This is a genomic window from Stenotrophomonas sp. B2 (assembly GCF_014947095.1).
In the GTDB taxonomy this organism is placed as follows: domain Bacteria; phylum Pseudomonadota; class Gammaproteobacteria; order Xanthomonadales; family Xanthomonadaceae; genus Stenotrophomonas; species Stenotrophomonas maltophilia_P.
Map to the genome: position 1 here is coordinate 107,237 of NZ_JADCQA010000014.1, position 26,814 is coordinate 134,050.

The window sequence follows — 26,814 nt, forward strand, 5'->3', positions numbered from 1 at the left end:
GTGGACCAAGGCGGGCAGTGGCGGCGGACCGGGGCCCGGCGTGCGGTCCGTTGCCTTCCACTTCTTGGCCCGAAGGCGATGTCCGTGGATGGCGACGATGGCCGCTGGGACGTGCGTCCCGGGTGTTGCTTCAACTCATGACGTGACAGGTCATGTGGTTTGGAGTGGGAATTGAACCCACGACAGACGGACTCAGGATCCGTTGCTCTGACCAGGCTGAGCTATCCAGTTGGGAATCGCGCGGAATCGAACCGCGTGCCGGCGAACCGGCGCCTGCGACCTGCAGGCGATCCAGGCGAGGGCATGTCCGCGACCTCCGGCATACGCTACGGCAGCGCCGCGCGCACCAGCCCGCCATTGAAACGGGACCGTTGGAAAATCGAGGGTGCAGGCCATCGACATTATCGGCGGGCGATAATGTTGTGAGGCAATGCAGATAATGTCCGGGCACGGCCGCGCGCGCGAAGATAAACTCCGGCGTGCAGGTAATGGCCGATCAGTGTGCGGCGGAATGCCGCGCGGGGTGCAGTTCTGGCATCGCGGGTCCTTGTGCCGACGCAAACGAAAACGCCCCCGGGACATACGTTCCGAGGGCGTCGTCAAGCCTCGGAGATCGGGGTGGCCGATCTCCGCAGGGCGGGTATCAGGCCGTTGTGGGCAGTGCTTCCTTGCCGGACGCGCGCGCCAGCACATCCATGCGCAGGCATGGCAGCAGTGTGGCGATGGCGGAGAAATGCGCGTTCAAGGGAAACATCCAGGCGGGTGTTGAAACGAGGTGCGCACGATAAACCACGATTTAGTCGTGCGCAACCATTTTGTTGAATTATTTTCTTCTGCCCGATGCCGGCGACCGCCCCCGGCCAATCTCAGCCTTCCGCGCTTGCCGCGTCCAGCTGCGCGACATCCTGCACGCTCAGCGATACATTCGCCGCGGCCAGCAGGTCGTGCAGCTGTTCGACGCTGGTGGCGCTGACGATCGGCGCGGTGATCGACGGCCGTGCGATCTGCCATGCCAGTGCGATCTGTGCCGGGCTGGCAGTGTGCTTGCTGGCCACGTCATCCAGCGCTTCCAGGATGCGCAGGCCGCGCGGGTTGAGATAACGCTTCACCACGTTCTCGCCCCGCGCCGGGCTTTTGCCCGCATCGGCTGCCGTGCGGTACTTGCCGCTGAGGAAGCCGCTGGCCAGCGCGTAGTAGCCGATCACGCCGATCTGTTCGCGCTGCACCAGCGGTTCCAGCGCGGTCTCGTAGCCGGCGCGGTCGTAGAGGTTGTACTCCGGCTGCAGGGTTTCGTAACGCGGCAGCTTGTAGTCGGTGGATACCTTCAGCGCATCGGCCAGGCGGGTGGCGCTGTAGTTGGAGGCACCGATGGCGCGCACCTTGCCGGCTTCGATCAGGCGACCAAACGCGGCCAGCGTGGCTTCCAGCGGTGTCGACTCATCATCCTCGTGCGCCTGGTACAGATCGATCACATCGGTCTGCAGGCGACGCAGCGAGTCTTCCACCGCCGCATTGATGTTGTCCGGGGTCAGCCCCGGGCGCTCGGCCCATTTGCCGACCTTGGTCGCCAGCACCACCTTCTCGCGCTTGCCGCTGCGGGCGAACCACCTGCCGATCAGCGTCTCCGATTCGCCGCCTGCATTGCCGGGCACCCAGGCCGAGTACACGTCGGCGGTGTCGACCAGGTTGAAGCCGGCGTCGACGAAGGCATCGAGCAGGGCGAAGCTGGCCTTCTCGTCGGCGCTCCAGCCGAACACGTTGCCTCCGAAGGCGAGCGGACGTACATGCAGGCCGGAACGGCCCAGTTCACGGGTTGCCGTCATGGGCACGGTCTCCTTGGGGGAAGTGCTCCAGAATAGAACGCGTTGTGTTACCGCGCTGCGGCGCTGACCACAAAACAGTGTTCCGCGACGGGCGCGCGGCTAACGATTTGTGAACACCTGGCGCGCGGTGACTGCTAGTCTCGCCGCATCATTCCGCTGGAGTCGCCCCGATGATGCCTGCTTCGTCCCTGCGTGGTTGCCGCCTGTTGCTTGCTTCCGCCCTGCTTGCTGCCGTGCCCGCGTACGCTGCGCCGACCTTGGTGGCGCCGGCGCAGATCCAGGTATCGCCCGCCATCGACGCTGCGGTGAAGGCGTCGACCCGTGATCCGGCCAACGTCAAGCGTGATGGCTACCGTCATCCGGCACAGTCGCTGGCCTTCTTCTCGGTGGCACCGGAGAAGACCGTCATCGAAATCACTCCGGGCAACGGTTGGTATTCGGAAATCCTCGCGCCGCTGCTGCATGACAAGGGCCGGTACGTGGCAGCCGTGGTCGACCCGATGGCGGTGGCAGAAGGTCGTGGCCGCGACTACCAGCAGCGCAGCCGCGATGGCCTGGAAAAGAAGTTCGCCGGTGCGCCGGCACAGTTCGGCAAAGCAGTCGTGGTCGCCTACGATCCGGCCACGCCGGTGTTCGGACCGGCCAACTCGGCCGATGTGGTGCTGACCTTCCGCAACGTGCACAACTGGCGCAAGGCCGGCCAGGCGCAGGGCATGTTCCAGGGCTTCTTCAACGTGCTCAAGCCGGGCGGCGTGCTGGGCGTGGTGGAGCACCGCGCCAAGGCCGATGTGGCCGACGATGATGACACTGGTTATGTCGGCCAGCAGCAGGTGATCGCCTTGGCCGAGGCCGCCGGCTTCAGGTTGGATGCGCGCAGCGAGATCAATGCCAACCCGCGCGACACCAAGGATCATCCCAACGGCGTGTGGACCCTGCCGCCGACCAACCAGCATGACAAGGCCGACGCCGCGAAGTACCAGGCCATCGGCGAAAGCGATCGCATGACCCTGCGCTTCATCAAGCCCTGAGTCGAAGCCTCGCAGCCGCAAGCGGCAATGGACACACGTGTATCCGCCGGGCCTGGCCCGGCGCGACAGTCAAAGGAGTGAGCGGTTGAAGAAGATCCTGTACATCGTGATCGCAGTACTGGTGCTGGTACGCCTGTTCGACTTCACCTTCCATGGCGGCAATACCTATGACCTGCTGGGCGCGGTGGGGTTCGCGGTGCTGTTGATCGGCATCCTGCAGGATGAACGCGCGCGCCGTGCGAGCCCGCCATTGGCGTCCCAGCGGCGGCGGGCGGCGATCGCATCGGCCTGTGGCATTGCGCTGGTGCTTGTTTCGTTCCTGCTGAAGTGGAAGGTCTTCGGCTGAGGCGCCCGTGATCGCGATGGCAGCGCCGGGATGGGACAATGCCGCATCCACCGCCTGCCGTGCCTGCGATGCTGATTGCCTTCAACAAGCCGTTCAATGTGCTGTGCCAGTTCACCGATCGCAGCGTCCCGCCGCGCCCGACCCTGGCGGGGTTCGGCCTGCCGCCGCGTGTGTATGCAGCCGGCCGGCTGGATCATGACAGTGAAGGCCTGCTGCTGCTGACCGACAACGGCCCCTTGGCGCACAGGTTGACCGACCCGAAGCACAAGGCCGACAAGACCTACTGGGTGCAGGTGGAAGGCACGCCTGGCGAGGACCAGCTGCAGCGCCTGCGCAGCGGCGTGATCCTCAATGACGGGCCGACCCTGCCGGCGAAGGTCGAACGGCTCGATCCCGCGCCGGAGCTGTGGACGCGCGATCCGCCCGTGCGTTTCCGCAAGACCGTTGCCGATACCTGGCTGGCGATCACGATCCGCGAAGGGCGCAACCGCCAGGTACGGCGGATGACCGCCGCCGTGAACCTGCCCACCCTGCGCCTGGTGCGGGTGGCAATGGGTCCTTACCGGCTGGATGATCTGCGCCCCGGACAGTGGCGGCAGATCGGCTGAAACGAAATGGGCCGGAGATCACCCACAGGCGATCTCCGGCCCGGATGCAGCCGCCTGCCTCAGGCGTCGCTGCCGATATCGCTGTGCTCGTCGACCACGGTGTCGTTGCGGCGGTCGCGGGCACTGATGCGCTGCGCCTGGCCATCGACGACGTGACCATTGGCCGCCTTCTTCTTCTGCTGCTTGCGATACAGGGCGTAGCCGAGCAGACCCACACCCACTGCCGCGGCGGCGATGGTCACTGCCGGATTGCGGCGGGCGAACTTGGTGGCAACCTTGCCACCGGTCTTCACTGCGCCGAGTGCGGCTCCCGTCTTGATCCAGTCGCTGGCCTGCGGGCCCAGATGGCGCAGGCTGCCGCCGGCACTCTTCAGGCCGTCGCCCGCGGTGTGGGCCAGGTCCAGGGCGCGCTCCAGGGCGCGGTCGGTAATCACGGTCAGTCTGCTCATGCGGGGGTCCTTTGCCTCGGGTCGAAGTCCAGTGTGGCGCGTTGCCCGTAAACGGTATGTCAGTCGGGCAGTCACACGGCGTGACTCTACGCGCTCCATTCAGGATCAGGCAGGATTGCTATGTTCCGCGTGGTTTGGCCCGGTGGGTGGCGGTGGCTGTCCACGGGTCGTCCGGCCAGGGATGGCGGGGATAGCGGCCCTTCATCTCTTTCTTCACCTCGGCATAGGTGTTTTCCCAGAAGTTGCGCAGGTCCTGGGTGACCTGCAGCGGACGACCGCCGGGTGACAGCAGGTGCAGGGTCAGTGGCACGCGCCCATCGGCGATGCGGGGCGTGTCTGCCAGCCCGAACAACTCCTGCAGCTTCACGGCCAGCACCGGTGGCAGCGGTTCGCCGGACTCGCTGTCCAGTGCATAGGTGATGGGCCGCTCCAGCCCGGAGGGCACAGTGATGCGGGTTGGCGCATGCCGCTCCACGAGCTGCCGCTGTGACCATGCCAGGGGCGACTTCAGCGCTTCTGCGAAGCTGGCTTCGTCCAGCGCATCGAGGCGGCTCTTGCCGGCAAACGCAGGCTGCAGCCACTGCGCGCGGGTGGCGAGCAGCGTGGCATCGCTGCAGTCGGGCAGCTCCAGCTCGGGCATCCAGCGACGCAGCGACTCCACCCGTGCCTGCCATTGGCGCAGGGCCTCGGTCCACGGCAATGCCTGCAGGCCGAGCTCGGCAACAGCCTCGGTCAAGGCGCTGGCCGCGTGTTCCGGATCGACCCGGCCCGCCGAGCGACTGTCCAGCACGATGCGATCGAAGCGGGTTTCGCGCAATGCGACCAGCGCACGCCGTTCGCCGTCCCAGCGCACGGTGTCGGCGGTGACGAAGCGCTGCGGGTAGATCCTGCGCAGATGGTCCTCATCGACCGGCGCGGCGCGCAGCAGCAGCGCATCGCGGGCCTCGAAACGCAGTTCGCTGGCGACCAGCCACGGTTCGCCACGCAGATCGCTCAGTTCATGCAGGCGCGCGCTGCGCCCGTTGGCGAGCAGGTAGCGCAGCGGATCGCCCGGATGCTGGAAGCCGATACGATCGGGAAAAGCGTGCGCCAGCAGATCGCCCAGCGCGTGCGCTTCGATGCTGGCAGGGGGCGCGGCATCGCAGCGCAGCCGACGCCGCCACTGGCGCGCGGCGGCATCAATGGCAGCCAGTCCACCACGACTGGCATCGGCCGGCGCGCGGCCAGCACGGAACGCGGCCAGCGCGCGCCAGCGTGCCGCCAGTGCATCGCCGCCCTGGCGCAGGGGGTCGCGTGCTTCCAGCAGCGCCGCCAGATCGGCCGCCAGCGCCTGTGCCTGCGGGTCAGGGGCGGCGAGCAGCATCGCGGCCATGCGTGGATGGGTACCCAGCGCCAGCACGCGTCGGCCCAAGGCGGTGATCGCGCCCGACTCCGACAACGCGCCCAGGCGGTGCAGCAGCTCGCGCGCCGCACCCATCGGTCCGCTTGGGGGCGGATCGAGAAAGCGCAGGTCGCTGCTGCCCCACGCCGCCAGCTCCAGCGCCAGTCCTGCCAGTTCGACCTGGTCGATCTCGGCACGCCGCTGAGGCTCCAGCCGCTGCGACTGCGGCCACAGGCGCCAGGCCACGCCCTCGGCCACGCGGCCGGCACGACCGGCACGCTGGTCGGCCGAGGCCTGCGCAATGGCCACCACGTCCAGGCGGGTGAAGCCGCTGTTCGGGTCATAGCGGGGCTCGCGTGCCAGGCCGCTGTCGATCACCACGCGCACGCCGGGCAGGGTCACCGAGGATTCGGCCACGTTGGTGGCCAGCACCACGCGGCGGCGGCCCTCATCTGCAGGTTGCAGCACGCGCGCCTGCTGTTCCACCGGCAGTTCGCCATGCAGTGCCAGGACCTCGGTGTTGCCGCCGATCGATTCCTGCAGACCGGCCTGCACGCGGGCGATCTCCCGCTGGCCAGGCAGGAACACCAGCACGTCACCCGGATGCTCGACCAGCGCCTGCTGCACTGCGCGGCGGACCTGCAGTTCCAGCGATTCTTCGCGACGCGCCGGGAAGTGGCTGACCGTGACGGGGTAGCTGCGGCCCTCGCTGCTCAAGCGGGGTGCGTCGAGGAAGCGTGCCAGCCGCTCGCCATCCAGGGTCGCCGACATCACCACCAGCCGCAGGTCGTGGCGCAGCTGTGCCTGTACGTCCAGCGCCAGTGCCAATCCCAGGTCGCCGCTGAGGTGGCGCTCATGGAACTCGTCGAACAGGATCGCGCCCACCTGTTCCAGCAGCGGGTCGTCCTGCAGCATGCGGGTCAGGATGCCTTCGGTCACCACCTCGATGCGGGTGCGCGCGGACACCCGGTTCTCGAAGCGGATGCGGTAGCCGACGGTATCGCCGACCTCCTCGCCGAGCTGCCTTGCCATGAACATCGCTGCGCTGCGCGCGGCCACCCGGCGCGGCTCCAGCAGGATGATCCTGCGGCCCTGCAGCCACGGTGCATCGAGCAGCGCCAGCGGTACCTGGGTGGTCTTGCCGGCGCCCGGTGGTGCTTCCAGCACGAGCCGTGGCTGTGCGGCCAGATGCTGCTGGATCTGCGGCAGCAGCGGAGAAATGGGGAAGTGCGGGGCGTCCATGCGCAAAGGATAAGGGGCCACGCTGGGCACGGGTACAATGCGCAGGCACATTTCCTCCACGATGACCATGCACCTGATCGACATCGGCGCCAATCTGACCCACGACTCCTTCGACCGCGACCGCGACGCCGTGCTGCAGCGTGCCCGCCAGGCCGGGGTGGTGCAGATGGTCGTCACGGGGGCCAGCCGCGAGCACTCTCCGCTGGCGCTGCAGCTGGCCCAGCAGCATCCGGGATTCCTGTATGCGACGGCCGGCGTACACCCGCATCATGCGGTGGAGTACACCGAAGAATGCGATGCAGAGATGCGCGCCCTGCATGCCCACCCGGAAGTGGTGGCGGTCGGCGAGTGCGGACTGGACTACTTCCGTGACTTCTCGCCGCGACCTGCCCAGCACCGTGCGTTCGAGCGCCAGCTGCAGCTGGCGGCGGAGAACGGCAAGCCGCTGTTCCTGCACCAGCGCGACGCGCACGCCGACTTCATGGCGCAGATGAAGAACTTCGAGGGTCGCCTTGGGCCGGCGGTGGTGCACTGCTTCACCGGTGAACGGGAGGAGTTGTTTGATTACCTCGACCAGGACTGGTACATCGGCATCACCGGCTGGCTCTGCGACGAGCGTCGCGGGGCGCACCTGCGCGAGCTGGTGAAGAGCATTCCAGCCGATCGCCTGATGATCGAGACCGATGCGCCGTACCTGCTGCCGCGCACGCTCAAGCCGATGCCGAAGGATCGCCGCAACGAACCGATGTTCCTTTCTCACATCGTCGAGGAGTTGGCCCGTGATCGTGGCGAGGATGTCGTGCTGACCGCAGCCCATGCCACGGCGGCAGCCCGTGCCTTCTTCCGGCTGCCCGACGCCGACACGACACGTCAGCCGTGAATGCCCGGATCCGGTGACGCTCGGCCATGCCCGGCGAGTGAAGCGGCAAGATCCGTCAGCCCTTCCCGATACGTCGGAAACTGCGGCGCCCACCCCAGCGCTTCGCGCGTACCGAGGCTGTCGATGCGCTTGCTGCCTTCGTAGAAGCGGCGCAGGGCCGGGCTCAGCGCCGGGTCGTCCCACGCCATTGCCGGTGGCATCGCAAAGCCTCCCAGCTGCGCGGCGAAGGCCAGCACGTCCTGTGGCGGTGCGGGCTCATCGTCGCTGGGCAGGTACAGCGCCTGCAGGGTGGGTCGCCGCATCGCCGCGATGATCACCGCCACCAGGTCCTGTACATGCAGGCGGTTGAACAGCAGGCCCGGCTTCAGCACATGGCGGGCACGCCCCTGCGCGAGCTGCACCAGTGCATTGCGGCCGGGACCATACAGCCCGGGCAGCCGGAACACTGCCGAGGCGATGCCGCGCCGGCTGGCCAGTGCGCGCCATTGCGACTCCGCGCGCAGGCGCTGCAGGCCCGCAGGCCCGGTGGCGTCGGCCACGCTGTCCGCATCGATCCAGCCGCCCTGGCGGTCGCCGTACACCGACGTTGACGACAGATAGCCCACCCACTGCAATGCGGGACTGTCTTCCAGTGCCGTGCGCAGCATGCGCACTGCCGGGTCGCCGTCGGCATCGGGCGGTATGCTGCCCAGCACCGCATCGGCGCGCGCGATGTCATCCAGAAGCGCGGGTGCAGGTGCTGTTCCAGCGCAGAGTCGATGGCAGCGCAGGCCATCGACGGCTGCCGTGGCCGGATCGCGTACGGTGCCGGCGACCTGCACGCCCAGCGCTTCCAGGCGAGCCGCCAGTACGCGCCCGCTCCAGCCCATGCCCAGGATCAGCACCCGTCCGGGCAACGGACCGGCCGGCAGCGTCAGGCTCACGCCCGGCGCTGCGCCTGGTAGGCCTGCAGGCTGCTGTAGGCGACCTGCAGCAGCACGCCCTGCTGGCCGGCGCTGCGTGCACGCGCCAGCATGTCACCGACGATGTGACCGGCCTCCACCTGCTGCCCGGCCTCCAGGTCACGCAACATCGAGGCCTTCAATGCCGAGCCGGCCTGGGTCAACGTGCCGCGCGCAGTGTCCTGCGCTGCCGCCGGGACTGCCTCACCGGCCGCCTCCGCCACGGCCAGGCACTCGTCGTACAGGCCCTGCACGATGGCCGTGCCATCATCGGTCGCGACAATCGTGCCGATGTCCGCGCGCAACAGGCAGGTCGCCGCGGCAAGCGCGGTGAGGAAGGTGTACTTGATCCACTGCTCCTGGCCGATGCGTTCGCTGGCCAGGTGATCGAGGTTGGCCTGCGTGCAGGCGGCTGCGAAGGCACGCACGCGCGCCGAGAGCGCGCCACCGTCGCGTTCCCCGAAGGTGAGCTTGGCGGGTTTCCCCAGATGCACCACCGCACCGTCCGGTGCCTTGGTCGCACTGATGAAGCACAGCCCACCCAGCACCGCCTCGCGGCCGAAGCGTGCATCCAGATCGTTGTAGTGATGCAGCCCGTTGAGGATCGGCAGCACGGTGGTGCGAGGGCCCACCGCCGGCGCGATGGCCTCGATCGAGCTGTCCAGGTCGTAGGCCTTGCAGCTGAGGATGACCAGGTCGAAGGGCCTCTCCCGGGCCAGCGCGGGCAGCGCATCGGCTGTCACGTGCTGCACCGGGAAGGCGGCATCGCCGACTGGACTGCGGATCACCAGTCCATCGCGTGCAAGCTGCCCGGCGCGGGCAGGGCGGACCAGGAAGGTCACGTCCACACCGGCCTGGGCCAAACGGCCGCCGAAGTAACCGCCGGTACCGCCGGCGCCGAGAATCAGGATGCGCATTGCACGTTCACCGTTGTCTGCGGAACCAATGTTGCGGGTGTGCCGGGGATCGCGACCCCGGCGATCGGCGCTCAGCTGCGCATGCCCACGCCGCGGCGCAGCAGCCACAGCGCCACCGCCGTCAGCACCACCACGAAGCCGATCATCAGCGCATACGCGACCCACAGCGGCACGTCACTGCTGCCCAGCAGGCCGTAGCGGAACGCGTTGACCATGTAGAAGATCGGGTTCGCATGGGTCGCTGCTTCAGCCCAGGCCGGCAGCAGCTTCACCGAATAGAACACGCCGCCCAGATAGGTCAGCGGGGTCAGGATGAAGGTCGGAACGATCGCCACGTCGTCGAACTTCTTCGCGTACACGGCATTGATGAAGCCGGCCAGCGAGAAGATGGTAGCGCCCAGCAGCACCGTGGTCAGTGTCACCAGCGGGTGCGGGATGCGCACGGGGGTGAAGAACATCGCGATGATCAGCACGATCACGCCGACCATCAGGCCGCGCAGTACCGCACCGGCCACGTAACCCCACAGGATCACCCAGTTCGGCATCGGGCTCACCAGCAGCTCTTCCACGTGGCGGCCGAACTTGGCGCCGAAGAAGGACGAGCTGATGTTGCCGTAGCTGTTCTGGATCACGCTCATCATGACCAGCCCGGGCACGATGAACTGCATGTAGCTGTACCCGCCCATCTCGCCCACGCGCGAGCCGATCAGGCCGCCGAAGATGAGGAAGTACAGGGTCATGGTGATCGCCGGCGGCACCAGCGTCTGGCCCCAGATGCGCATGATCCGGGTCACTTCGCGGCGCACAATGGTCAGCAGCGCGACGCGGTTGCGCTGGCCGTCGGTCAGCTCGGTGGTGCTCATGCGGATTTCTCCTGGTTGCCGGTGAGGCGCACGAACAGCTCCTCCAGTCGGTTGCTCTTGGTACGCATCGAGCGCACGCGGATGCCGGCTTCATTCAGCGCGGCGAACACGCGGTTCAGATCCATCGCCCGTGGCATGTCGATGTCCAGGGTGTGCGCGTCGGGCGCGCTGAGGGTTGCGCCCTCGATCGCCGGCAGCTGCACCGGCAGATCGCCATCGATGTCCAGCAGGAAGCCTTCCACGTCCAGCTTGGCCAGCAGCGCACGCATCGGCCCCTGCTCGACGATCCGGCCGTGGTTGATGATCGCCAGATGCCGGCACAGGTACTCGGCCTCCTCCAGGTAGTGGGTGGTGAGGATGATCGTCGTGCCAGCCGCATTGATCTCCTTCAGCACCCGCCACATGTCGCGGCGGATCTCGATGTCCACGCCCGCGGTCGGCTCATCCAGGATCAGCAGGCGGGGACGCGTCATCATCGCGCGGGCGATCATCAGCCGGCGCTTCATGCCGCCGGACAGGGTGCGGCTCATCACCTGCGCCTTCTCCCACAGATGGGCACGCTTGAGTTCCTCTTCCGCGCGCTGCTCCGCTTCCTCGCGCGGTACGCCATAGAAGCCGGCGTAGTTCACAAGAATGTCGAAGGGTTTTTCGAACAGGTTGAAGTTGATCTCCTGCGGCACCAGGCCGATCAGGCGCATGGTCGCGCTGCGGTTGCGCACCAGGTCGCTGCCGAACACCTCCACCTGGCCCTCGCTGAGGTTGACCAGGGAGCTGATGATGCCGATCAGGGTGGACTTGCCAGCCCCGTTGGGGCCCAGCAGGGCGAAGAAGTCGCCCGGGGCGACCTCCAGCGAGACCCCCTTCAGGGCCTGGGTTCCGTTGTCGTAGGTTTTGCGCAGGTCGCGCACGCGCAGGGCGGGCGCCGTATCGTTCAGGGATGCCAAGCTCGAAGCCTTCGCGCCTATGGGCTGGCGCTGGAGAGGGGCGGGGAAGGGCTATTATAGAAGACCCCGAGGGCTTGCCCCGGCTACACACTGTCCCGAAAAGTCGTGCCTGTTCAATTCCCCCTCAAGCTGGTCGGCCGCCGCATGCTGGCCCCGACCGTCGGCCACTACCAGTTCGTGCGCGACGATGGCCAGCCGCTGGATTTCCAGCCCGGCCAGTTCATCCAGGTCCATTTCAGCTACGCCGATGGCACCGAGACCAAGCGCAGCTATTCCCTGGCCACCCTGCATGATCACGCACTGGGGCCCGGCGAAGCCGTGGATATCGCGGTCAGTTTCGTGCCCGGCGGCGCCGCTACGGCCCTGTTCGAGGCGCTGGAAACGGGCGGCCAGATCAGCGCGTCCGGCCCGTACGGGCGGTTCTGCCTGAACCCCGGCGATCACAACGCGCGCTATCTGCTGATCGCCACCGGTACCGGCGTGACCCCCTATCGCTCGATGCTGCCACTGCTGGAAAGGGCCATGACCGAACGCGGCGTGCAGGTCGTTCTGCTGCAGGGTGCACGCAGCCCGGGCGAACTGCTGTACAGCGAAGATTTCTACAGTTTCGCCGAAAAACACGCGAACTTCCGCTATGTTCCGTGCCTGTCGCGGGAGTTGCCGGAACAGGCCCACGCCGACGTCCATCATGGCTACGTGCAGCAGGCCCTGGCTGGTTTCACGCCGGACCCGGCCACCGATATCGCCTACCTGTGCGGCAACCCGGACATGGTCGATGCCTGCGCCGAGCTGCTCAAGGCGGCCGGGCTGGGCAACCCGCAGATCCGCCGCGAGAAGTACGTCAGCAGCAAGTGAGTGCGCTGCGGAGAGGCGGCGCCAGCCGCCTCCCGCAGGCCGCGCCGGTCTCAGTACGGCACCCAGGCATCACGCCAGGCTGCGCCCACGCCCGGCCGGTACGCGTCGGCGTTGACGTTGCACCACGCGCCTTCAGGGAACGGGCGGCAGGCGTACAGCCGGCCATCGCTGCCCTTCACCACGGTCTGCCCGGGCACATAGCTGCCGATGCCTGCCGGGTACACGTAGTCGAAGTCGCCGCCCGGCGAAGGCGTGCCCGGATCGGGTACCCGGGTGTCCAGCTGGAAGCGGTTGCCTTCCTTCAGATAGACCCGGTTGCCGGTCGCCGACGCCGTCGGCGTGATCGTGCCGTTGGACAGTACGCCCACCCGAGCGTGCTGGCTGGCGCCATTGACCTTGCGGGCCAGCACCAGCGGCCACTGCGCGGCCGCCGTCTCGCCGCTGGCCAGTGTGGCCTCCACCCGCTCCACATCGTTGCCGCTGGCGTTGAACACGCGCAGCACCAGGACGGTGCCGACCGGCAGATCGCCACGCGCGGTGAGCGGGCCGGCATCCTGCCACTGCGATGCCGGGGGAGTGCTGTCGCCCTCGAAACGCACATCCATGCAGGTGTAGAACGCTTCGGTCGAATCCGCGCGCTGCCACGTGTTGTAGATCACGTGCTGGCCCGTGCGCTGTGGCAGCGGGCACTGCAGCCTGTACGTGCCATCGGCGGACAGCGGAGTGTTGCCCAGTGTGCAGAACTCCTGCAGGTCCGCCCAGCGCAGAGGACTGCCCGGTGTCCAGCCTTCGCGGGTAACGAAGAATCGCCAGTCACGCGTGGCATGCGGTGCGGTGGCCTTGAACACGAAGGTGAACCTGCCGTTCGCATCGGGTTGGATCGGCGTGGTCTGCCAATCACTGCGGTTCAGATCCAGGCCGCGGAAGGTCGGGTTGTTGCCGCTGCACAGCGTGCCGTCGGGTACGACGGCCTGATGGTTGCCATTGGCGTTGGCCTGGTTGATGCCGTTCCAGTCGTAGAACGCCTGCGAGCCGGCGAGTGCTTTCGCGGCGGCGCAGGCCGGGTTGGTTGGATTCTCCGGATTGCCCTGGAAACAGGCGTAGACGCGACTGGCCGGCGTGGTCATGGTGCCGTGCGCGAATGCGCTGCTGGCCAGGCAGATCAGGCCGGCGGCTGCGAATGAGCTGGCCAGCACTACACGTGTGGATCGGAATGACATGGCGCATCCTTGTGGTCGTCGATGGGAACGGTGACCGCAGGCGTTGCGCTGCGCAGCGGACGGTCGGCGGCACCTCGGCGAGTATCGAGGTGCGTTGCATCGCGCGGTACCTTGGAAGTGCCGTTCCGTGACTGCCTGCGTGAAGCCTTTCCCACAGGCTTCACGCAGGCCTGAACGGATGCGCAGAAGGTCACGCGTCGTGCGTGGTGCCGATCACGCGACGCCGTGTGTCAGCGCGTCCTGATCCACCCGGTCCGCCTGGCACGAAAAACACCCGTAGCCTGCGTTGTGCAACTGCACGAAGGCCACCGCGGGATCGGCGAACAGCACATCGAGCTGTACCCCGACCTCGTTGCCGGGGCAGACCTGCCCGCTGATCATCAGTGCATCCTCGTCGTAGGCGCGCAGTGAGATAAGCCGTCGCTCGACGTAGGGCGGAACGACCCCGGCGGGCAGGACGCAGCGCGTAGCGCCGCGCTGCACGAAGATCGGACCGGACGCGCGATAGGGCGAGTGCGTGGCCAGGTGGGTATGGGGCAGCAGAAGCAGTTCGGCGCCACTTGGGGGGTCGGACAGGCTGACCCGGCACGGATGGCCGCCGAGATCCCCGGCCCAGCGTCGCAGGATGCCCTGCGCAGCCAGCGCGCGGTCGCTCTGTTCGAACAGGTGCTGGAAGGGGCGGTGATCGAGGCCGCTGAGGTACCACGCGTTCATGGGAATCTCCTGGGTTCGCCATGAGTCTGCGTGGCCGACGGCTGCGCTGCTCGCCATGATGCGACGCCGCATTCGATCCGGCCGACATGGGCCTGGCTTTCCAGTGACGATTGCCCATCGCCGCCAGCCTCCTGCCCGTGTAAGTTGGGTCACATCTTCCGCGGCAGCCCGTCGTGGTCGACAGGAACGTCTTCCAGGGGAAACGAGCACGATGCAAAGACACCACCTCGCACTGGCCGGCGCGCTGGCCAGCCTGCTGCTTGCCGGTTGCGGCGCAGCGCCTTCCGGCAGCGCCGATGCGGCGGCGGAAACGCCCGGCCGCCGCTACGGACAGATCGACTTCCAGCCCTGCACATTGACCACGATGGGCGCCAGCGCCAACGTCGAGGCACAGTGCGCCACCCTGCAGGTGGCCGAGGACAGGGCGCAGCCGCAAGGGCGGAAGATCAACCTCCGTATCGCCTGGCTGGAATCGGGCAACAGTGGCTCCGGCCAACCGGATCCGGTGTTCTTCCTGGCCGGCGGGCCCGGGCAGGCGGCCAGCGAGGTGGCGGTCATCGTCGATACCGCCCTGCGCCAGGTTCGCAAGCAACGCGACATCTTCCTGATCGACCAGCGCGGCACCGGTGGCTCCAACCCGCTCAACTGCCTGGGCGCAGATGGCAAGGAACTGGCGTTCGACGAAGAGGCCCCCCCCAGCGAGGCGCTGCTGCGCGACTACGCCCAGCGCTGCGCAAGCTCTTTGCAGGGACGTGCCGATGCGCGGTTCTACACCACCCGCGACGCCGTTGCCGATCTGGATGCCGTGCGCCTTGCGCTGGGCGTGGATGCGCTGAACCTGGTGGGCGGTTCCTACGGAACCCGCGTGGCCCAGCGTTATGCCGCGGCCTATCCGCAGCACACCCGCAGCATCGTCATCGACGGCGTCGTTCCGAACGAGCTGGTGGTCGGGGGGGACTTCGCCAATACCTTCGAAGACGCGATCAATCTGCAGTCGGCGCAGTGCCGCAAAGATCCTGCGTGCAGCAAGCGCTTTCCGACCGACACCGGCAAACAGCTGCGCGGCGTACTCGATACGCTGCGCGCCGCGCCGGTGACTGTTGACTACCGTGACCCCGGCACGAATGCGCCGCGGCGCGACGTGCTGACGCCGGACAGCGTGATGGGGCTGGCGTTCGCCTTCTCCTATGTTCCGCAGTACGCCTCGCTGTTGCCGCTGGTGCTGGACGAGGCTGCGCAGGGCCGCTACGCACCGCTCGCCTCGCTGGCACGCGGTGCCAACCGCAGCATGGGCTTCCAGATCAACCGCGGCATGCAGTGGTCGGTGATCTGCAGCGAGGACGCTCCGCGCTACCACGCGCCAGCCGCCAATGCCGAGCGCCTGTTCGGTAACGAGGTGGCCAGCGCCTTCTTCGCGCCGTGTGCTGTCTGGCCGCACACCGCGGCCCCCGCCGCGGATGCCGCACCGCTGCGCAGCGAGGTGCCGGCGCTGCTGCTGTCCGGTGAACTGGACCCGGTCACGCCACCGCGCTACGCCGCACAGGTGCTCAAGGGGCTGCCGCAGGGGCGCGCACTGGTCGCGCGCGGCCAGGGCCACGGCACGCTCTCCGCCGGCTGCATGCCCCGCCTGCTGGGCCAGTTCATCGACAGCACCGATGCCAAGGCGCTGGATGCCAGCTGCCTGGACACGCTGAGCTACGTGCCGGCGTTCACCTCGTTCAACGGATGGGAACCATGATCGTCGCCGACAACCTGCACAAGGCCTTCGATACCCGCACCGGCCGCATCCAGGCAGTGGCCGATGTCGGCTTCCGCGCCGAGGACGGTCGCATCACCGGTCTGCTTGGCCCGAACGGTGCCGGCAAGACCACCACCATGCGCATGCTGTACACCCTGATGACGCCTGACCAGGGCAGCATCAGCGTCGATGGCATCGATGCCGCGCGCAATCCCGTGGAGGTCCGTCGCCACCTGGGCGTGCTGCCCGATGCGCGGGGCGTCTACAAGCGGTTGACCGCGCGCGAGAACATCGCCTATTTCGGCCGGCTGCACGGCCTGTCCGAAGCACGCATCCGCGAGCGCATCGACGTGCTGTCGCAGGCGCTGGACATGGGCGACATCCTCGACCGCCAGACCGATGGCTTCTCGCAGGGCCAGCGCACCAAGACCGCGATCGCGCGCGCACTCGTGCACGATCCGCGCAACGTGATCCTCGACGAGCCGACCAACGGCCTGGATGTGATGACCACCCGTGCACTGCGCCGGTTCCTGCTGGGACTTCGTGAGGAAGGGCGGTGCGTGATTCTGTCCAGCCACATCATGCAGGAGGTGGCTGCACTGTGCGACCACATCGTGATCATCGCCAAGGGCACGGTCATGGCCGCCGGCAGTGCCGATGAGCTGCGCGCGCAGTCCGGCGAAGCCAATCTGGAAGATGCGTTCGTGAAACTGATCGGCAGCGAAGAGGGCCTGCACGCATGAGCATGATGTCGACCCTGATGACGGTGATGCGCAAGGAGCTGCGTGATCTCTCCCGTGACCGCCGCACGCTGCTGCTGACCCTGCTGTTCGGTCCGCTGCTGTACCCGGTGCTGCTGCTGGGCATGGGCAAGCTGGCCGAGAGCCGCGTGCGCACGCAGATCGAGCAACCGCTGCAGATTCCGACCATCGGCGCGGACAACGCACCGAACCTGGTCCGCTTCCTGGCCGCGCAGGGGCTCAACGCCAGCGCAGCACCCAAGGACCTGGCTGCGGCCATCCGCAACCAGGACATCGACGTCGCGCTGCGCATCAGCGATGACTTCGGCGAGGACTGGGCCGCGGGCAGGCCGGCGCTGGTGGAGGTGATCAAGGACAGCACCCGGCGTGCCGCCGAAGTGCCCAGCGCACGCCTGGAAGCGGCGCTGGCCACCTACAACGGCCAGGTGGGCGCACTGCGGCTGATGGCACGCGGCGTGGATGCCCAGGTCGCGCGTCCGCTGGACGTGGGCAGCCAGGATCTGGCCAGTGCCGAAGCGAAACGGGGCATGATCCTGTCGATGCTGCTGCCGGTGCTGTTGACCCTGACCTCGTTCATCGGCGGCGCCTATCTGGTGATGGACGCCACCGCTGGCGAACGCGAGCGGCAGTCACTCGAGCCCCTGCTGGCAACGCCCGGCTCTCGCAGCGCGATCGTCAGTGGCAAGATCGCCGCCGCCTGCGTGGTCGGCTTCGCGTCGCTGCTGTTGACCCTGGTGGCTTTCAAGGTCAGCGCGCAGATCGCCCCGGGCAACATCGGCCGCCAGTTCAACATGAATGTCGGCTCGATGCTGCAGATGCTGCTGGTGATGCTGCCGATGCTGCTGATCGGTACCTCGCTGCTGACCTTCCTGTCGGCTGCGGCCAAGAGCATGAAGGAAGCGCAGAGCCACATGACCTGGCTGATGCTGCTGCCGATGCTGCCCGGCTACGCGCTGGTCGCCTACCCGCTGAAGAGCGAGCTGTGGCAGTACGCGGTGCCGTTCCTGTCGCAGAACCAGATGCTGCTGAAGGTCATCCGCCACGAAGTGATCAGTCCCAGCGTCTGGGCGATCTATCTGGGCGCCAGTCTCGGTCTGGCCGCACTGCTGTGGTTTGCCGCCGTGCGCCGCTACCACAACGAACGCCTGGCGATTTCCGGCTGACCGCCAGTGGAAGCGCCGGGCCCTGCCCGGCGGATACGGAACGAGGCCCGGTCATGCCGGGCCTCGCTGTTTTCAGGTTCGCGTTGCCTGCCAAGCGGCGAAGCGCCGGGCGATCACCGGGGCCAGCCGGTCGAAGTTCTCCCAGGTATCGGCGACGTGGTACCGATCCGGGACATCGGCCCCGGCAGGCACTCTGCAGCGCGAGGGTAGGCAGAGGAGGTGCTGAATACGTCAGCTCTCTGCATATCGCGCAGGCGTCACCCCCATCTCGCGCTTGAACACGGCGATGAAGGCGCTGGGGGTGTCGTAGCCGAGCGACAGCGCCACGCTGATCACCGGTTCCCCGGCCAGCAGGCGCGGCAGGGCCAACAGGACGCGCAGGCGCTGGCGCCATTGGCTGAGTGTCATGCCGGTTTCGGCCCGCCAGTGGCGCGCAAGTGTGCGGCTGGACAGTCCCATGGCAAGGGACCAGGCCTCGACGCTGCGGGTGTCCTGTGGTGCACGCGCCAACGCCGCAGCGACGCGCCGCAGGCGCCGATCGCGTGGCTGCGGCAAGGCCAGCGGCAGCGGTGTGCTGGCGTCGATCTCATCGGCAATGACGCCGGCAAGACGCTCCTGCACCGCGTCGAGCGGTGCGGGCGCCCAGCGCAGCACGCGATCCACGGCTGCCTGCAGCAGGGCGCCCGGTTGCACGATGCGCGGGCGTGCCGGGAGTCGCGTGCAGGTCGCTGCGTCGAGGTACAGGCTCCAGCCGTTGAACGGGCCGATGCTGGCCAGCGCATGCGGCAGTCCGGGAGGAACCCACGCCATATGGCCGGCTGGCAGCAGCCAGTGCAGGTCGCCTGCCTCGATCCGCAGCAGGCCCTGTCGCGCCCCCAGCAGCTGCCCGCGGGCGTGCTGGTGCCGGGCGGTCCGGCGTGGACGGTCCAGGGCCAGTTGCGCGGTCAGCAGCACCGGCCCTCGGGCGGTGTCGACCAGGGGCGGGTCAATCAGGGCGGGGGATGTCTGATATGCCATATCAACTGGCAGTTATACGGCAGATCCGGCAGACAGCAGCGTCCACACTGCACGCCACCCGCCGAAAGGAGTTCCTCATGCAGCCTCAAGACATCCTCCCTGACCATCAGAACGACGTGGTCGCCAACGGCCTCACCGTGCGCAAGGGCAGCGTGGGCGCTTTCCTTGCCAGCGTCCGCGACTGGCAGGATCCCGCCGGCAGCCCCGCGTCCCGGGCAGCGGCGGAAGCCGACCTGCGCGCGCTGCTGCCGGGTCTGCATGCGTTGGGCCTGTTCCGCATCCTGAGGGCACGCGATCCGGTCCTGCAGCACCTGATCGACGGCGCGCGCTGATACGAACAAGGCCCGGACAGACCGGGCCTTGTCGTGATGGTTGGCGGGGATGTCCCGGCTCAGCCGCCCGGCGCGAACACCAGGGTGCGGCGAGTGGTGACCGGTGCGCTGACCGGCTCGAAACGCCAGCGCTTCACGGCGTTCATGGCTTCGCGGTCGAAGATGCGCGCGGGCGTCGCACGCAGCACGCGGGCGTTCACCACCGAGCCGTCGGTACCCACCGTGATCTCCACCAGTACCTCGCCGGAGGTGCCGGCGCGCAGGGCGTCGGCCGGATAGCGGGGGGCCGGCGTACTGACCGGACGCAGGCTGGGCGCGGCGGCAGGTGCCTGGCGTGCGGCACTGGCCTGCTGCGCAGCGGCCTGTTGCTGCTTCTGCTCCGCTTCACGCCGTGCGGCGGCCTGGCGCTCGGCCTCCTCGCGCTCGCTGTCACGGCGGGCGGCATCCTGCTGTGCGGCGATCTGCCGGGCCGCATCAGCTTCCTTGGCGCGCTGCTCGGCCAGGCGCTGCTGCTCGGCCTGCTGCCGGGTACGGTCCTCGGCGTCCTTCTTGGCCCGCTCCGCTTCCGATTCGGTGCGCTTGGCCGCGTTCTCCACACCCTTGGCCAGGCCTTCCTTCAGGCGTGGCAGGGCCGGTGCGGAGGCATCCACCTTCTCGATCAGGGCGACCAGGCGCTGCGCCTCGGTGAAGTCCTCGCGGCCCAGATGCTGCTCGGCCGCGATCAGGGTGTAGGGCAGCAGGTCGGTCAGCGCACTTTTCACCGCGGCATCGTCCGGCGTCTTGTCGCGCAGGGCCAGGTAGTACTCGATGGCGTTGTCGCCGGCCGGGGCATACATGCGGTTCTCGCGCAGCGCCTGGCTGGCCGACTCGCGCAGCTGCTCGGTGCCCATCGACTGCACCTTGGCGGCCACTACCGGTGTCGCCGGTGCCGCAGCGGCAGGCGATCCTGCCGGGGCAGGGGCAGGCGTTTCTTCCTTGCCCGAGCAGGCGGCCAGGGCCAGTACCAAGGCAACCGGCAGCCACCGGCGCGCGGCGGTGATCGTTGTGACGTGCGACATCCTGCTCCCCTCTAAGAAGACGACGTTACGTAAATCATTGATATGCATGGCCGGGACCGTGGGTCCGAGCACGGCAGGGTGGCGTTTCCCGACGCCACCGCCGGCAACGGCGAGGAAGCAATCTAGCATCCCCGCCAGCGCTGCGTACAAGGGCGGCAGCGACGACCGGCGGTGGCGTCCGCGCCACCACCGGCCAGCGCCTCAATGCGCCTGTGCCTTGTCGTGGCTGTTGGACATCAGCTTGTCGGTCCAGGCGATGCCGATCGCCGAGAGGATGAACACGCAGTGGATGATGGTCTGCCAGAGCACGCCCTGCTCGGTGAAGGTCGAGCACCTGGCGGCACCGATGTTGGCAGCGGCGACGTTCATCAGTTCCGGCGCGCACAGCGGCAGGCCGCCCAGCGAACCGCTGGCGATGAAGGTCTTGAGCAGGTGGATCGAGGAAATGCCGATGATCGCCATCGCCAGCTTCACCTTCAGGACGCTGGCATTGACGTGGCTCAACCATTCCGGCTGGTCGGGATGGCCTTCCAGCCGCAGGCGCGAGACGAAGGTTTCATAACCGCCGACGATCACCATCACCAGCAGGTTGGAAATCATCACCACGTCGATCAGGCCCAGCACGATCAGCATGATCTGCTGTTCGCCCATCGAGGCCGAGTGGGAGATCAGGTGCCACAGTTCCTTGCCGAACAGGAACACGTAGACACCCTGGGCGACGATCAGGCCCAGGTACAACGGCAGCTGCAGCCAGCGCGAGGCGAAGATCAGCGAGGACAGCGGGGAGAGGGGGCGTTGGGGGGACATGCAGGACAGTGCGTTGCGGGGGAGGAGCGAGGTTACCGGCCCGCCATGACGGTGCCAAGCCAACTCTCGCACTAGACTTCAGGTTCCTTACCGCACCCGAGCCGCTGCCATGATCGATCTGTATTACTGGCCTACCCCGAACGGCCATAAAGTCACCCTGATGCTGGAGGAAAGCGGGCTGGAGTACCGCATCCACCCGGTCAACATCGGATCGGGCGACCAGTTCAAGCCGGACTTCCTGGCGATCTCGCCCAACAACAAGATGCCGGCCATCGTCGACCATGCGCCGGCTGACGGCGGCGCGCCGCAGAGCGTGTTCGAATCCGGTGCGATCCTGCTGTACCTGGCCGAGAAGACCGGTCGCTTCCTGCCCACCGATGCGCGTGGGCGCATCGCCACGCTGGAATGGCTGTTCTGGCAGATGGCCGGGCTGGGCCCGATGAGCGGCCAGATGGGGCATTTCAATGTCTACGCGCCGCAGAAGATTCCTTACGCCATCGAGCGCTACGACAGCGAGGTGCGGCGCCTGCATGGGGTGATGGACAAGCGGCTGGCCGGGCATGCCTTCCTGGCCGGCGAGGAGTACACCATCGCCGACATGGCCAGCTATCCGTGGGTCGGTGCCTACGACGCGCTGCCGGCAGATTTCGATGCCTTCCCGAACCTCAAGCGCTGGCATCAGGCCATCGCCGCGCGCCCGGCCACCCAGCGGGCGTATGCGCTGCGCCAGCAGGTCAATCCGAACGCCGGCAAGCCGCTCAGCGATGATGAGCGCAAGCATCTGTTCGGCCAGCGCTGAGGGTCATGCGCAGGCCGCTGCGCTTGCCGGGCATGGCCCGGCGCTACCCGCCCGTCAACGGCCGATGTGCCGTGCCCGGTCCCTGCCATGGGCAGAAGGTCATGCTGCCTTCCCGCACGGGCTTGGTTAGGATGGGGGCTGATCGCCACCGCACATGCTGCGGTGGCGGACCTGCCGTTTGCCGGGATCCTCCATGCGCCACCTGTTCGCTTCGCTTGCCCTCATGCTCGCCACCAGTACTGCCGCCCACGCTGAAAAACTGACGCTGGAAGCCATCACCGGTCCATTGCCGCTGTCCGGGCCGACCCTGATGAAGCCCAAGGTCGCTCCGGACGGTTCGCAGGTCAGCTTCCTGCGCGGCAAGGACAGCGACCGCAACCAGCTGGATCTGTGGACCTACGACATCGCCAGCGGCCAGACCCGCCTGCTGGTCGACTCCAAGGTGGTGCTGCCGGGCACCGAGACCCTCAGCGACGAGGAGAAGGCCCGCCGCGAGCGCCAGCGCATCGCGGCGATGACCGGCATCGTCGATTACCAGTGGTCGCCGGACGCACAGCGCCTGTTGTTCCCGCTCGGCGGCGAGCTCTACCTGTACGACCTGAAGCAGCAGGGTCCGGCAGCAGTACGCCAGCTGACCCACGGCGAAGGCTTTGCCACCGACGCCAAGCTGTCGCCGAAAGGCGGCTTCGTCAGCTTCATCCGCGGCCGCAACCTGTGGGTGATCGATCTGGCCAATGGCAGCCAGCTGCAGCTGACCGGCGATGGCAGCGCCACCATCGGCAACGGTGTGGCCGAGTTCGTGGCCGACGAGGAAATGGACCGCCACACCGGCTACTGGTGGGCGCCGGATGATTCGGCCATCGCCTTCGCCCGCATCGACGAAGCACCGGTACCGGTACAGAAGCGCTACGAGGTCTATGCAGACCGCACCGATGTCATCGAACAGCGTTACCCGGCCGCCGGCGATGCAAATGTGCGCGTGCAGCTGGGCGTGATCGCGCCGGCCGCCGCGGCACAGCCGCGCTGGATCGACCTGGGCAAGGAACAGGACATCTACCTGGCGCGCGTGGATTGGCGTGATGCCCAGCACCTGACGTTCCAGCGCCAGTCGCGTGACCAGAGGCAGCTGGATCTGGTGGAAGTGGCATTGGACTCAAACCGTCAGCGCGTGCTTGCCCATGAAACCAGCCCCACCTGGGTGCCACTGCACAACAGCCTGCGCTTCCTGCAGGACGGCAGCATGCTGTGGTCGTCCGAGCGTACCGGCTTCCAGCATCTGTACCGCATCGACAGCACGGGCAAGGCCACCGCGCTGACCCACGGTGACTGGCCCGTGGATGAACTCCTGGCTGTGGATGAAGCGGCCGGCAAGGCCTATTTCCGCGCCGGCATCGAGACGTCGCGCGAGAGCCAGATCTACTCCGTCCCGCTGCAGGGCGGACAGGCGCCACAGCGGCTGTCCAAGGCGCCGGGCATGCACAGCGCCAGCTTCGCGCGCAACGCCAGTGTCTATGTCGACAGCTGGTCCAACAGCACCACACCGCCGCAGATCGAGCTGTACCGCGCCAACGGTGAGAAGATCGCGACGCTGGTGGACAATGATCTGGCCGATCCCAAGCATCCCTACGCGCGCTATCGCGATGCGCAGCGACCGGTCGAATTCGGCACCCTGACCGCTGCCGATGGCCGGACGCCGCTCAACTACAGCCTGATCAAGCCTGCCGGCTTCGATCCCTCCAAGCGCTATCCGGTGGCGGTGTACGTCTATGGCGGCCCGGCCAGCCAGACCGTCACCGACAGCTGGCCCGGACGTGGCGATCATCTGTTCAACCAGTACCTGGCGCAGCAGGGCTACGTGGTGTTCTCGCTCGACAACCGTGGCACCCCACGGCGTGGCCGTGAGTTCGGCGGCGCGCTCTATGGCAGGCAGGGCACGGTGGAGGTGACCGACCAGCTGCGCGGCGTGGCATGGCTGAAGCAGCAGCCCTGGGTCGACCCCACGCGCATCGGCGTGCAGGGCTGGTCCAACGGCGGTTACATGACCCTGATGCTGCTGGCCAAGGCGTCCGACAGCTATGCCTGCGGCGTGGCCGGTGCACCGGTCACCGACTGGGGGCTGTACGACAGCCATTACACCGAACGCTACATGGATCTGCCGGCACGCAACGAGGCCGGTTATCGCGAAGCGCGCGTGCTGACCCACATCGACGGACTGCGCTCACCCCTGCTGCTGATCCACGGCATGGCCGATGACAACGTGCTGTTCACCAATTCGACCAGCCTGATGAGTGCGCTGCAGAAGCGCGGCCAGCCCTTCGAACTGATGACCTACCCGGGCGCCAAGCATGGCCTGTCCGGTGCCGATGCGCTGCACCGCTACCGTGTGGCGGAAGCGTTCCTGGGACGTTGCCTGAAACCCTGAGTGACAACCGGGAAGGAGCCCGCCGATGAACCACCTGCCACCCCCTGTTCCTGGCCATCCCGCCCATCCCCCCGGCTGGTGGCGCCGTCACTGGCGATGGGCGATGCCACTGACCGTGGTGGTGTTCCTGGGCGTACTGGGCGGTTCCGCGGCATGGAGTGTGATGCGCTGGGGCGAAGCCGCACGCGAGAGTCCGCCGATGCGTGAGGCGATGCGGCGCGCCGGATGCAGCATCGAGCTGGTGGCGGCCTTCGGCGAACCGCTGCGCGCCGGCTCGCTGCCGCTGGGCAGCATGCAGACCGCGATCACCGGTGAGCGCGATGTGGGCCTGACCGTGTCGCTGGAAGGGGCCCATGCGCACGGTCGCCTGTTCGTGCAGGGCATCCGCCGCGACGATGTCTGGGACTACCCGGTGATGTATGTGCTGGGTGCGGACAAACAGACCTTCGATCTGACCGCGCTGGACGATGAGGAAGCTGCGCAGGAGTGCGAACTGCAGGCCTGCCGCGAGCGCGGTGGCTGCCCGATGACGGCCGCGTTCTGACCGGCGCCATGACTTCCCACCGATTGTCGCCATCGCCATGAGCGCGTAGGGTGCGGGCAACCCTGTCCTGGAGTGCTTCATGAAGCCGATCGCGCTGGCCGTCGCCCTGGCCCTGACCGCTGCACCGCTGCTGTCCGCCCCCCCGGCCCTGGCCGCACCGGCCGCCAAGGCCGCCAAGGCCGCCACGCCTGCCAGCCCCGCCTGGGTCGCGCGCAGCAATGCGCTGGCGCAGATCCTGCTCGACGCGCAGGGACCGTTCCAGCCCGAGCAGACCGGCTTCTTCGGCGTGCCGGGCTATGACGACAAGGTGGCCGACCTCGGCCCGGACAACGGCGCGCGCTTCCGTGCCGCGACCGCCAAGGCGCGCGACGAGCTGCAGGCCAGGCTGGCCACGGAGAAGGATCCCAACGTCCGCCAGGACCTGCAGATCATGATCCACGCCGCCAACCAGAACATCGAGGGCAGCGAGCTCAACGACAAGTACCTGCTGCCGTGGACCGATGCGCCGCAGACGGTGTTCAGCGGCCTCAATCTTCTGCTGTCCGACCAGGTGCCGGCCGAGCGCCGGGCCAAGGCGCTTGATCGCCTCAAGGCGTACGCCGGGCTGACGCCGGGCGGCACCGCCTTCACCACGCTGGCGCGCCAGCGCTACGAAGAACGCCTGAAGGACAGCGCGCTGCTGCAGCCGACGAAGATCGAAGTGCAGCAGTCGCTGGACAACGTCGAGACCTACATCAGCGGCATCGAGTCGCTGCTGAAGAAGTACCAGATCAGCGGTGCCGATGAAGCGATGAAGGCCCTGGCGGGGCAGATGAAGGAGTACGCGGCCTGGACGCGCAAGGAGGTGCTGCCGAAGGCGCGTACCGACACGCGCCTGCCGGCGCCGCTCTACGCATACCAGCTCAAGCAGGTCGGCATCGACATCGACCCGAAGCTGCTGATGCAGCGTGCCCAGCTGGAGTTCATGGAAACCCGCTCGGCGATGCAGCAGCTGGCGCCGCTGGTGGTGAAGGAGAAGGGCCTGAAGGTCGCCGATCCCACCGATCCGGTCGCCGTGATCCGCGCACTGAAGGCCGACAAGATCGCCGACGACCAGCTCGAAGGCCACTATCGCAAGGTGATCGACGCCATCGATCCACTGATCCGCGAGCATGGCATTGTCGACGTGCCCAAGCGCGCCATGCAGATGCGCCTGGGTTCGGCTGCCGAGAGCGCCGCCAGCCCGGCACCACATTTCCTGCCGGCACCGCTGGTGAACAACACCGGACAGCAGGGCACCTTCGTACTGCCATTGGGCAACCCGGCGGCCGGTGCCGGCGCCCAGTACGACGACTTCAACTTCGGTGCGGCCGCGTGGACCCTGAGCGCGCATGAGGGCCGTCCCGGCCATGAGCTGCAGTTCACCGCGATGGTCGAGCGCGGCGTCTCGCTCGCGCGCACCATGTTCGCGTTCAATTCGGTGAACGTGGAAGGCTGGGCGCTGTACGCCGAAGCGGAGATGGTGCCGTACGAGCCTCTGGACGGGCAGATGATCGCCCTGCAGTTCCGCCTGCTGCGCGCCGCGCGCGCGATGCTTGATCCGATGCTCAACCTCGGCCTGACCGACCGTGCAAACGGCGAACGGGTGCTGATCGAACAGGTCGGCCTGTCCAAGGCCATGGCCACCCAGGAGCTGGACCGCTACACCGTGCGCATGCCCGGCCAGGCGGGCAGCTACTTCTATGGCTACACCCGCATCCTGGAGCTGCGCATGCAGACTGAACTGGCACTGGGCGCGAAGTTCGACCGCCTGGCGTTCAACAACTTCCTGCTCGACCAGGGCCTGCTGCCGCCGGATCAGCTGGCCGACGCAGTGAACCAGGTGTTCGTGCCGAAGTACCGGAAGAAATAACGGTAGCGCCGGGCCATGCCCGGCGAGCGCAGCGGGGAAGAGCGAAATGCCGCCGGGCACGGCCCGGCGCT

At 67.6% G+C, this 26,814-nt stretch carries 25 protein-coding genes and 1 tRNA gene; 13 read left to right on the forward strand and 13 right to left on the reverse strand.

What is annotated here, in order from left to right; all coding sequences use genetic code 11:
• Positions 1-155 precede the first annotated feature (155 nt).
• Together IMX13_RS16100 and IMX13_RS16110 are read right to left on the reverse strand one after the other, a co-directional pair.
• Positions 156-229, reverse strand: a tRNA-Gln gene (locus IMX13_RS16100).
• A 637-nt stretch (positions 230-866) separates the two neighbouring features.
• Positions 867-1,823: an aldo/keto reductase gene (locus tag IMX13_RS16110; RefSeq protein WP_180876485.1), complete on the reverse strand. Its 957-nt coding sequence runs from the start codon at positions 1,821-1,823 to the stop codon at positions 867-869.
• Positions 1,824-1,993: 170 nt separating this feature from the next.
• Here IMX13_RS16110 and IMX13_RS16115 point away from each other — a divergent pair, with 170 nt between their 5' ends.
• From IMX13_RS16115 to IMX13_RS16125, 3 genes are all read left to right on the forward strand, one after another.
• Complete coding sequence (locus tag IMX13_RS16115; RefSeq protein ID WP_193396725.1) at positions 1,994-2,851, forward strand: class I SAM-dependent methyltransferase; 858 nt, start codon at positions 1,994-1,996, stop codon at positions 2,849-2,851.
• Between the two features lie 85 nt (positions 2,852-2,936).
• Positions 2,937-3,197: a hypothetical protein gene (locus IMX13_RS16120; RefSeq protein ID WP_065174290.1), complete on the forward strand. Its 261-nt coding sequence runs from the start codon at positions 2,937-2,939 to the stop codon at positions 3,195-3,197.
• Positions 3,198-3,265: 68 nt separating this feature from the next.
• Complete coding sequence (locus tag IMX13_RS16125; protein WP_180876512.1) at positions 3,266-3,805, forward strand: pseudouridine synthase; 540 nt, start codon at positions 3,266-3,268, stop codon at positions 3,803-3,805.
• Between the two features lie 59 nt (positions 3,806-3,864).
• On the opposite strand, the gene IMX13_RS16130 is transcribed toward IMX13_RS16125, so the two are convergent.
• Both IMX13_RS16130 and hrpB read right to left on the reverse strand, forming a co-directional pair.
• The gene (locus IMX13_RS16130) at positions 3,865-4,254 is read right to left on the reverse strand and encodes a hypothetical protein (RefSeq protein ID WP_053519564.1); all 390 of its coding nucleotides are present in this window, start codon (positions 4,252-4,254) and stop codon (positions 3,865-3,867) included.
• Between the two features lie 118 nt (positions 4,255-4,372).
• Entirely contained in the window at positions 4,373-6,877 is a 2,505-nt protein-coding gene (gene hrpB, locus IMX13_RS16135; protein WP_193396726.1) for an ATP-dependent helicase HrpB, read from the reverse strand.
• A gap of 67 nt (positions 6,878-6,944) precedes the next feature.
• Between hrpB and IMX13_RS16140 the strand changes: the two genes are divergently transcribed.
• Complete coding sequence (locus IMX13_RS16140) at positions 6,945-7,757, forward strand: TatD family hydrolase (RefSeq protein ID WP_065174512.1); 813 nt, start codon at positions 6,945-6,947, stop codon at positions 7,755-7,757.
• Here the strand turns inward: IMX13_RS16140 and IMX13_RS16145 are convergent.
• The 4 genes from IMX13_RS16145 to IMX13_RS16160 all read right to left on the reverse strand — a co-directional run bounded on the left by IMX13_RS16145 (position 7,748) and on the right by IMX13_RS16160 (position 11,443).
• Positions 7,748-8,680 carry an epimerase gene (locus IMX13_RS16145; RefSeq protein WP_262100238.1) on the reverse strand — a complete coding sequence of 311 codons (933 nt, stop codon included), beginning with the start codon at positions 8,678-8,680 and terminating at the stop codon, positions 7,748-7,750. The two genes, IMX13_RS16140 and IMX13_RS16145, sit on opposite strands and share 10 nt — an antisense overlap.
• Positions 8,677-9,615: a 2-dehydropantoate 2-reductase gene (gene panE, locus IMX13_RS16150; RefSeq protein ID WP_053519584.1), complete on the reverse strand. Its 939-nt coding sequence runs from the start codon at positions 9,613-9,615 to the stop codon at positions 8,677-8,679. Before panE ends, IMX13_RS16145 begins: the two co-directional genes overlap by 4 nt.
• Positions 9,616-9,686: 71 nt before the next feature.
• Positions 9,687-10,478: an ABC transporter permease gene (locus tag IMX13_RS16155; RefSeq protein ID WP_053519566.1), complete on the reverse strand. Its 792-nt coding sequence runs from the start codon at positions 10,476-10,478 to the stop codon at positions 9,687-9,689.
• Positions 10,475-11,443: an ABC transporter ATP-binding protein gene (locus tag IMX13_RS16160; protein ID WP_164150561.1), complete on the reverse strand. Its 969-nt coding sequence runs from the start codon at positions 11,441-11,443 to the stop codon at positions 10,475-10,477. Before IMX13_RS16160 ends, IMX13_RS16155 begins: the two co-directional genes overlap by 4 nt.
• 84 nt (positions 11,444-11,527) lie before the next feature.
• Between IMX13_RS16160 and IMX13_RS16165 the strand changes: the two genes are divergently transcribed.
• A complete protein-coding gene (locus tag IMX13_RS16165; RefSeq protein WP_080375334.1) occupies positions 11,528-12,277 on the forward strand; it encodes a ferredoxin--NADP reductase in 750 nt (249 codons plus the stop codon).
• Between the two features lie 50 nt (positions 12,278-12,327).
• On the opposite strand, the gene IMX13_RS16170 is transcribed toward IMX13_RS16165, so the two are convergent.
• Together IMX13_RS16170 and IMX13_RS16175 are read right to left on the reverse strand one after the other, a co-directional pair.
• Positions 12,328-13,497: a lytic polysaccharide monooxygenase gene (locus IMX13_RS16170; protein WP_193396727.1), complete on the reverse strand. Its 1,170-nt coding sequence runs from the start codon at positions 13,495-13,497 to the stop codon at positions 12,328-12,330.
• A 213-nt stretch (positions 13,498-13,710) separates the two neighbouring features.
• On the reverse strand, positions 13,711-14,211 hold the full coding sequence (locus tag IMX13_RS16175; protein ID WP_193396728.1) for a DUF1203 domain-containing protein: 501 nt from the start codon (positions 14,209-14,211) through the stop codon (positions 13,711-13,713).
• A gap of 211 nt (positions 14,212-14,422) precedes the next feature.
• Between IMX13_RS16175 and IMX13_RS16180 the strand changes: the two genes are divergently transcribed.
• Genes IMX13_RS16180 through IMX13_RS16190 form a run of 3 tightly spaced genes read left to right on the forward strand, consistent with a single transcriptional unit; the run spans position 14,423 to position 17,873 of the window.
• The gene (locus IMX13_RS16180) at positions 14,423-15,949 is read left to right on the forward strand and encodes an alpha/beta fold hydrolase (RefSeq protein WP_193396729.1); all 1,527 of its coding nucleotides are present in this window, start codon (positions 14,423-14,425) and stop codon (positions 15,947-15,949) included.
• Positions 15,946-16,692: an ATP-binding cassette domain-containing protein gene (locus tag IMX13_RS16185; RefSeq protein WP_065174298.1), complete on the forward strand. Its 747-nt coding sequence runs from the start codon at positions 15,946-15,948 to the stop codon at positions 16,690-16,692. The genes IMX13_RS16180 and IMX13_RS16185 overlap by 4 nt, the downstream gene beginning before the upstream one ends.
• Positions 16,689-17,873 (forward strand): ABC transporter permease, encoded by a 1,185-nt coding sequence (locus tag IMX13_RS16190; protein ID WP_193396730.1) that lies wholly within the window; start codon positions 16,689-16,691, stop codon positions 17,871-17,873. The genes IMX13_RS16185 and IMX13_RS16190 overlap by 4 nt, the downstream gene beginning before the upstream one ends.
• 231 nt (positions 17,874-18,104) lie before the next feature.
• On the opposite strand, the gene IMX13_RS16195 is transcribed toward IMX13_RS16190, so the two are convergent.
• Positions 18,105-18,890 carry a helix-turn-helix transcriptional regulator gene (locus IMX13_RS16195; protein ID WP_193396731.1) on the reverse strand — a complete coding sequence of 262 codons (786 nt, stop codon included), beginning with the start codon at positions 18,888-18,890 and terminating at the stop codon, positions 18,105-18,107.
• Positions 18,891-18,967: 77 nt separating this feature from the next.
• On the opposite strand from IMX13_RS16195, the gene IMX13_RS16200 reads away from it, so the two are divergent.
• Positions 18,968-19,222: a hypothetical protein gene (locus tag IMX13_RS16200; protein ID WP_193396732.1), complete on the forward strand. Its 255-nt coding sequence runs from the start codon at positions 18,968-18,970 to the stop codon at positions 19,220-19,222.
• A 59-nt stretch (positions 19,223-19,281) separates the two neighbouring features.
• On the opposite strand, the gene IMX13_RS16205 is transcribed toward IMX13_RS16200, so the two are convergent.
• On the reverse strand, positions 19,282-20,280 hold the full coding sequence (locus tag IMX13_RS16205; protein ID WP_074900126.1) for a TonB family protein: 999 nt from the start codon (positions 20,278-20,280) through the stop codon (positions 19,282-19,284).
• A 201-nt stretch (positions 20,281-20,481) separates the two neighbouring features.
• Positions 20,482-21,087 (reverse strand): TIGR00645 family protein, encoded by a 606-nt coding sequence (locus IMX13_RS16210; RefSeq protein WP_053519577.1) that lies wholly within the window; start codon positions 21,085-21,087, stop codon positions 20,482-20,484.
• 109 nt (positions 21,088-21,196) lie between these two features.
• On the opposite strand from IMX13_RS16210, the gene IMX13_RS16215 reads away from it, so the two are divergent.
• The 4 genes from IMX13_RS16215 (at position 21,197) to IMX13_RS16230 (ending at position 26,743) form a co-directional block, all read left to right on the forward strand.
• Entirely contained in the window at positions 21,197-21,886 is a 690-nt protein-coding gene (locus tag IMX13_RS16215; protein WP_053519578.1) for a glutathione binding-like protein, read from the forward strand.
• 193 nt (positions 21,887-22,079) lie between these two features.
• A complete protein-coding gene (locus tag IMX13_RS16220; protein ID WP_193396733.1) occupies positions 22,080-24,308 on the forward strand; it encodes a S9 family peptidase in 2,229 nt (742 codons plus the stop codon).
• Positions 24,309-24,333: 25 nt separating this feature from the next.
• Entirely contained in the window at positions 24,334-24,852 is a 519-nt protein-coding gene (locus IMX13_RS16225; RefSeq protein WP_193396734.1) for a cytochrome c oxidase assembly factor Coa1 family protein, read from the forward strand.
• A 79-nt stretch (positions 24,853-24,931) separates the two neighbouring features.
• The gene (locus tag IMX13_RS16230; protein ID WP_193396735.1) at positions 24,932-26,743 is read left to right on the forward strand and encodes a DUF885 domain-containing protein; all 1,812 of its coding nucleotides are present in this window, start codon (positions 24,932-24,934) and stop codon (positions 26,741-26,743) included.
• Positions 26,744-26,814: the final 71 nt, after the last annotated feature.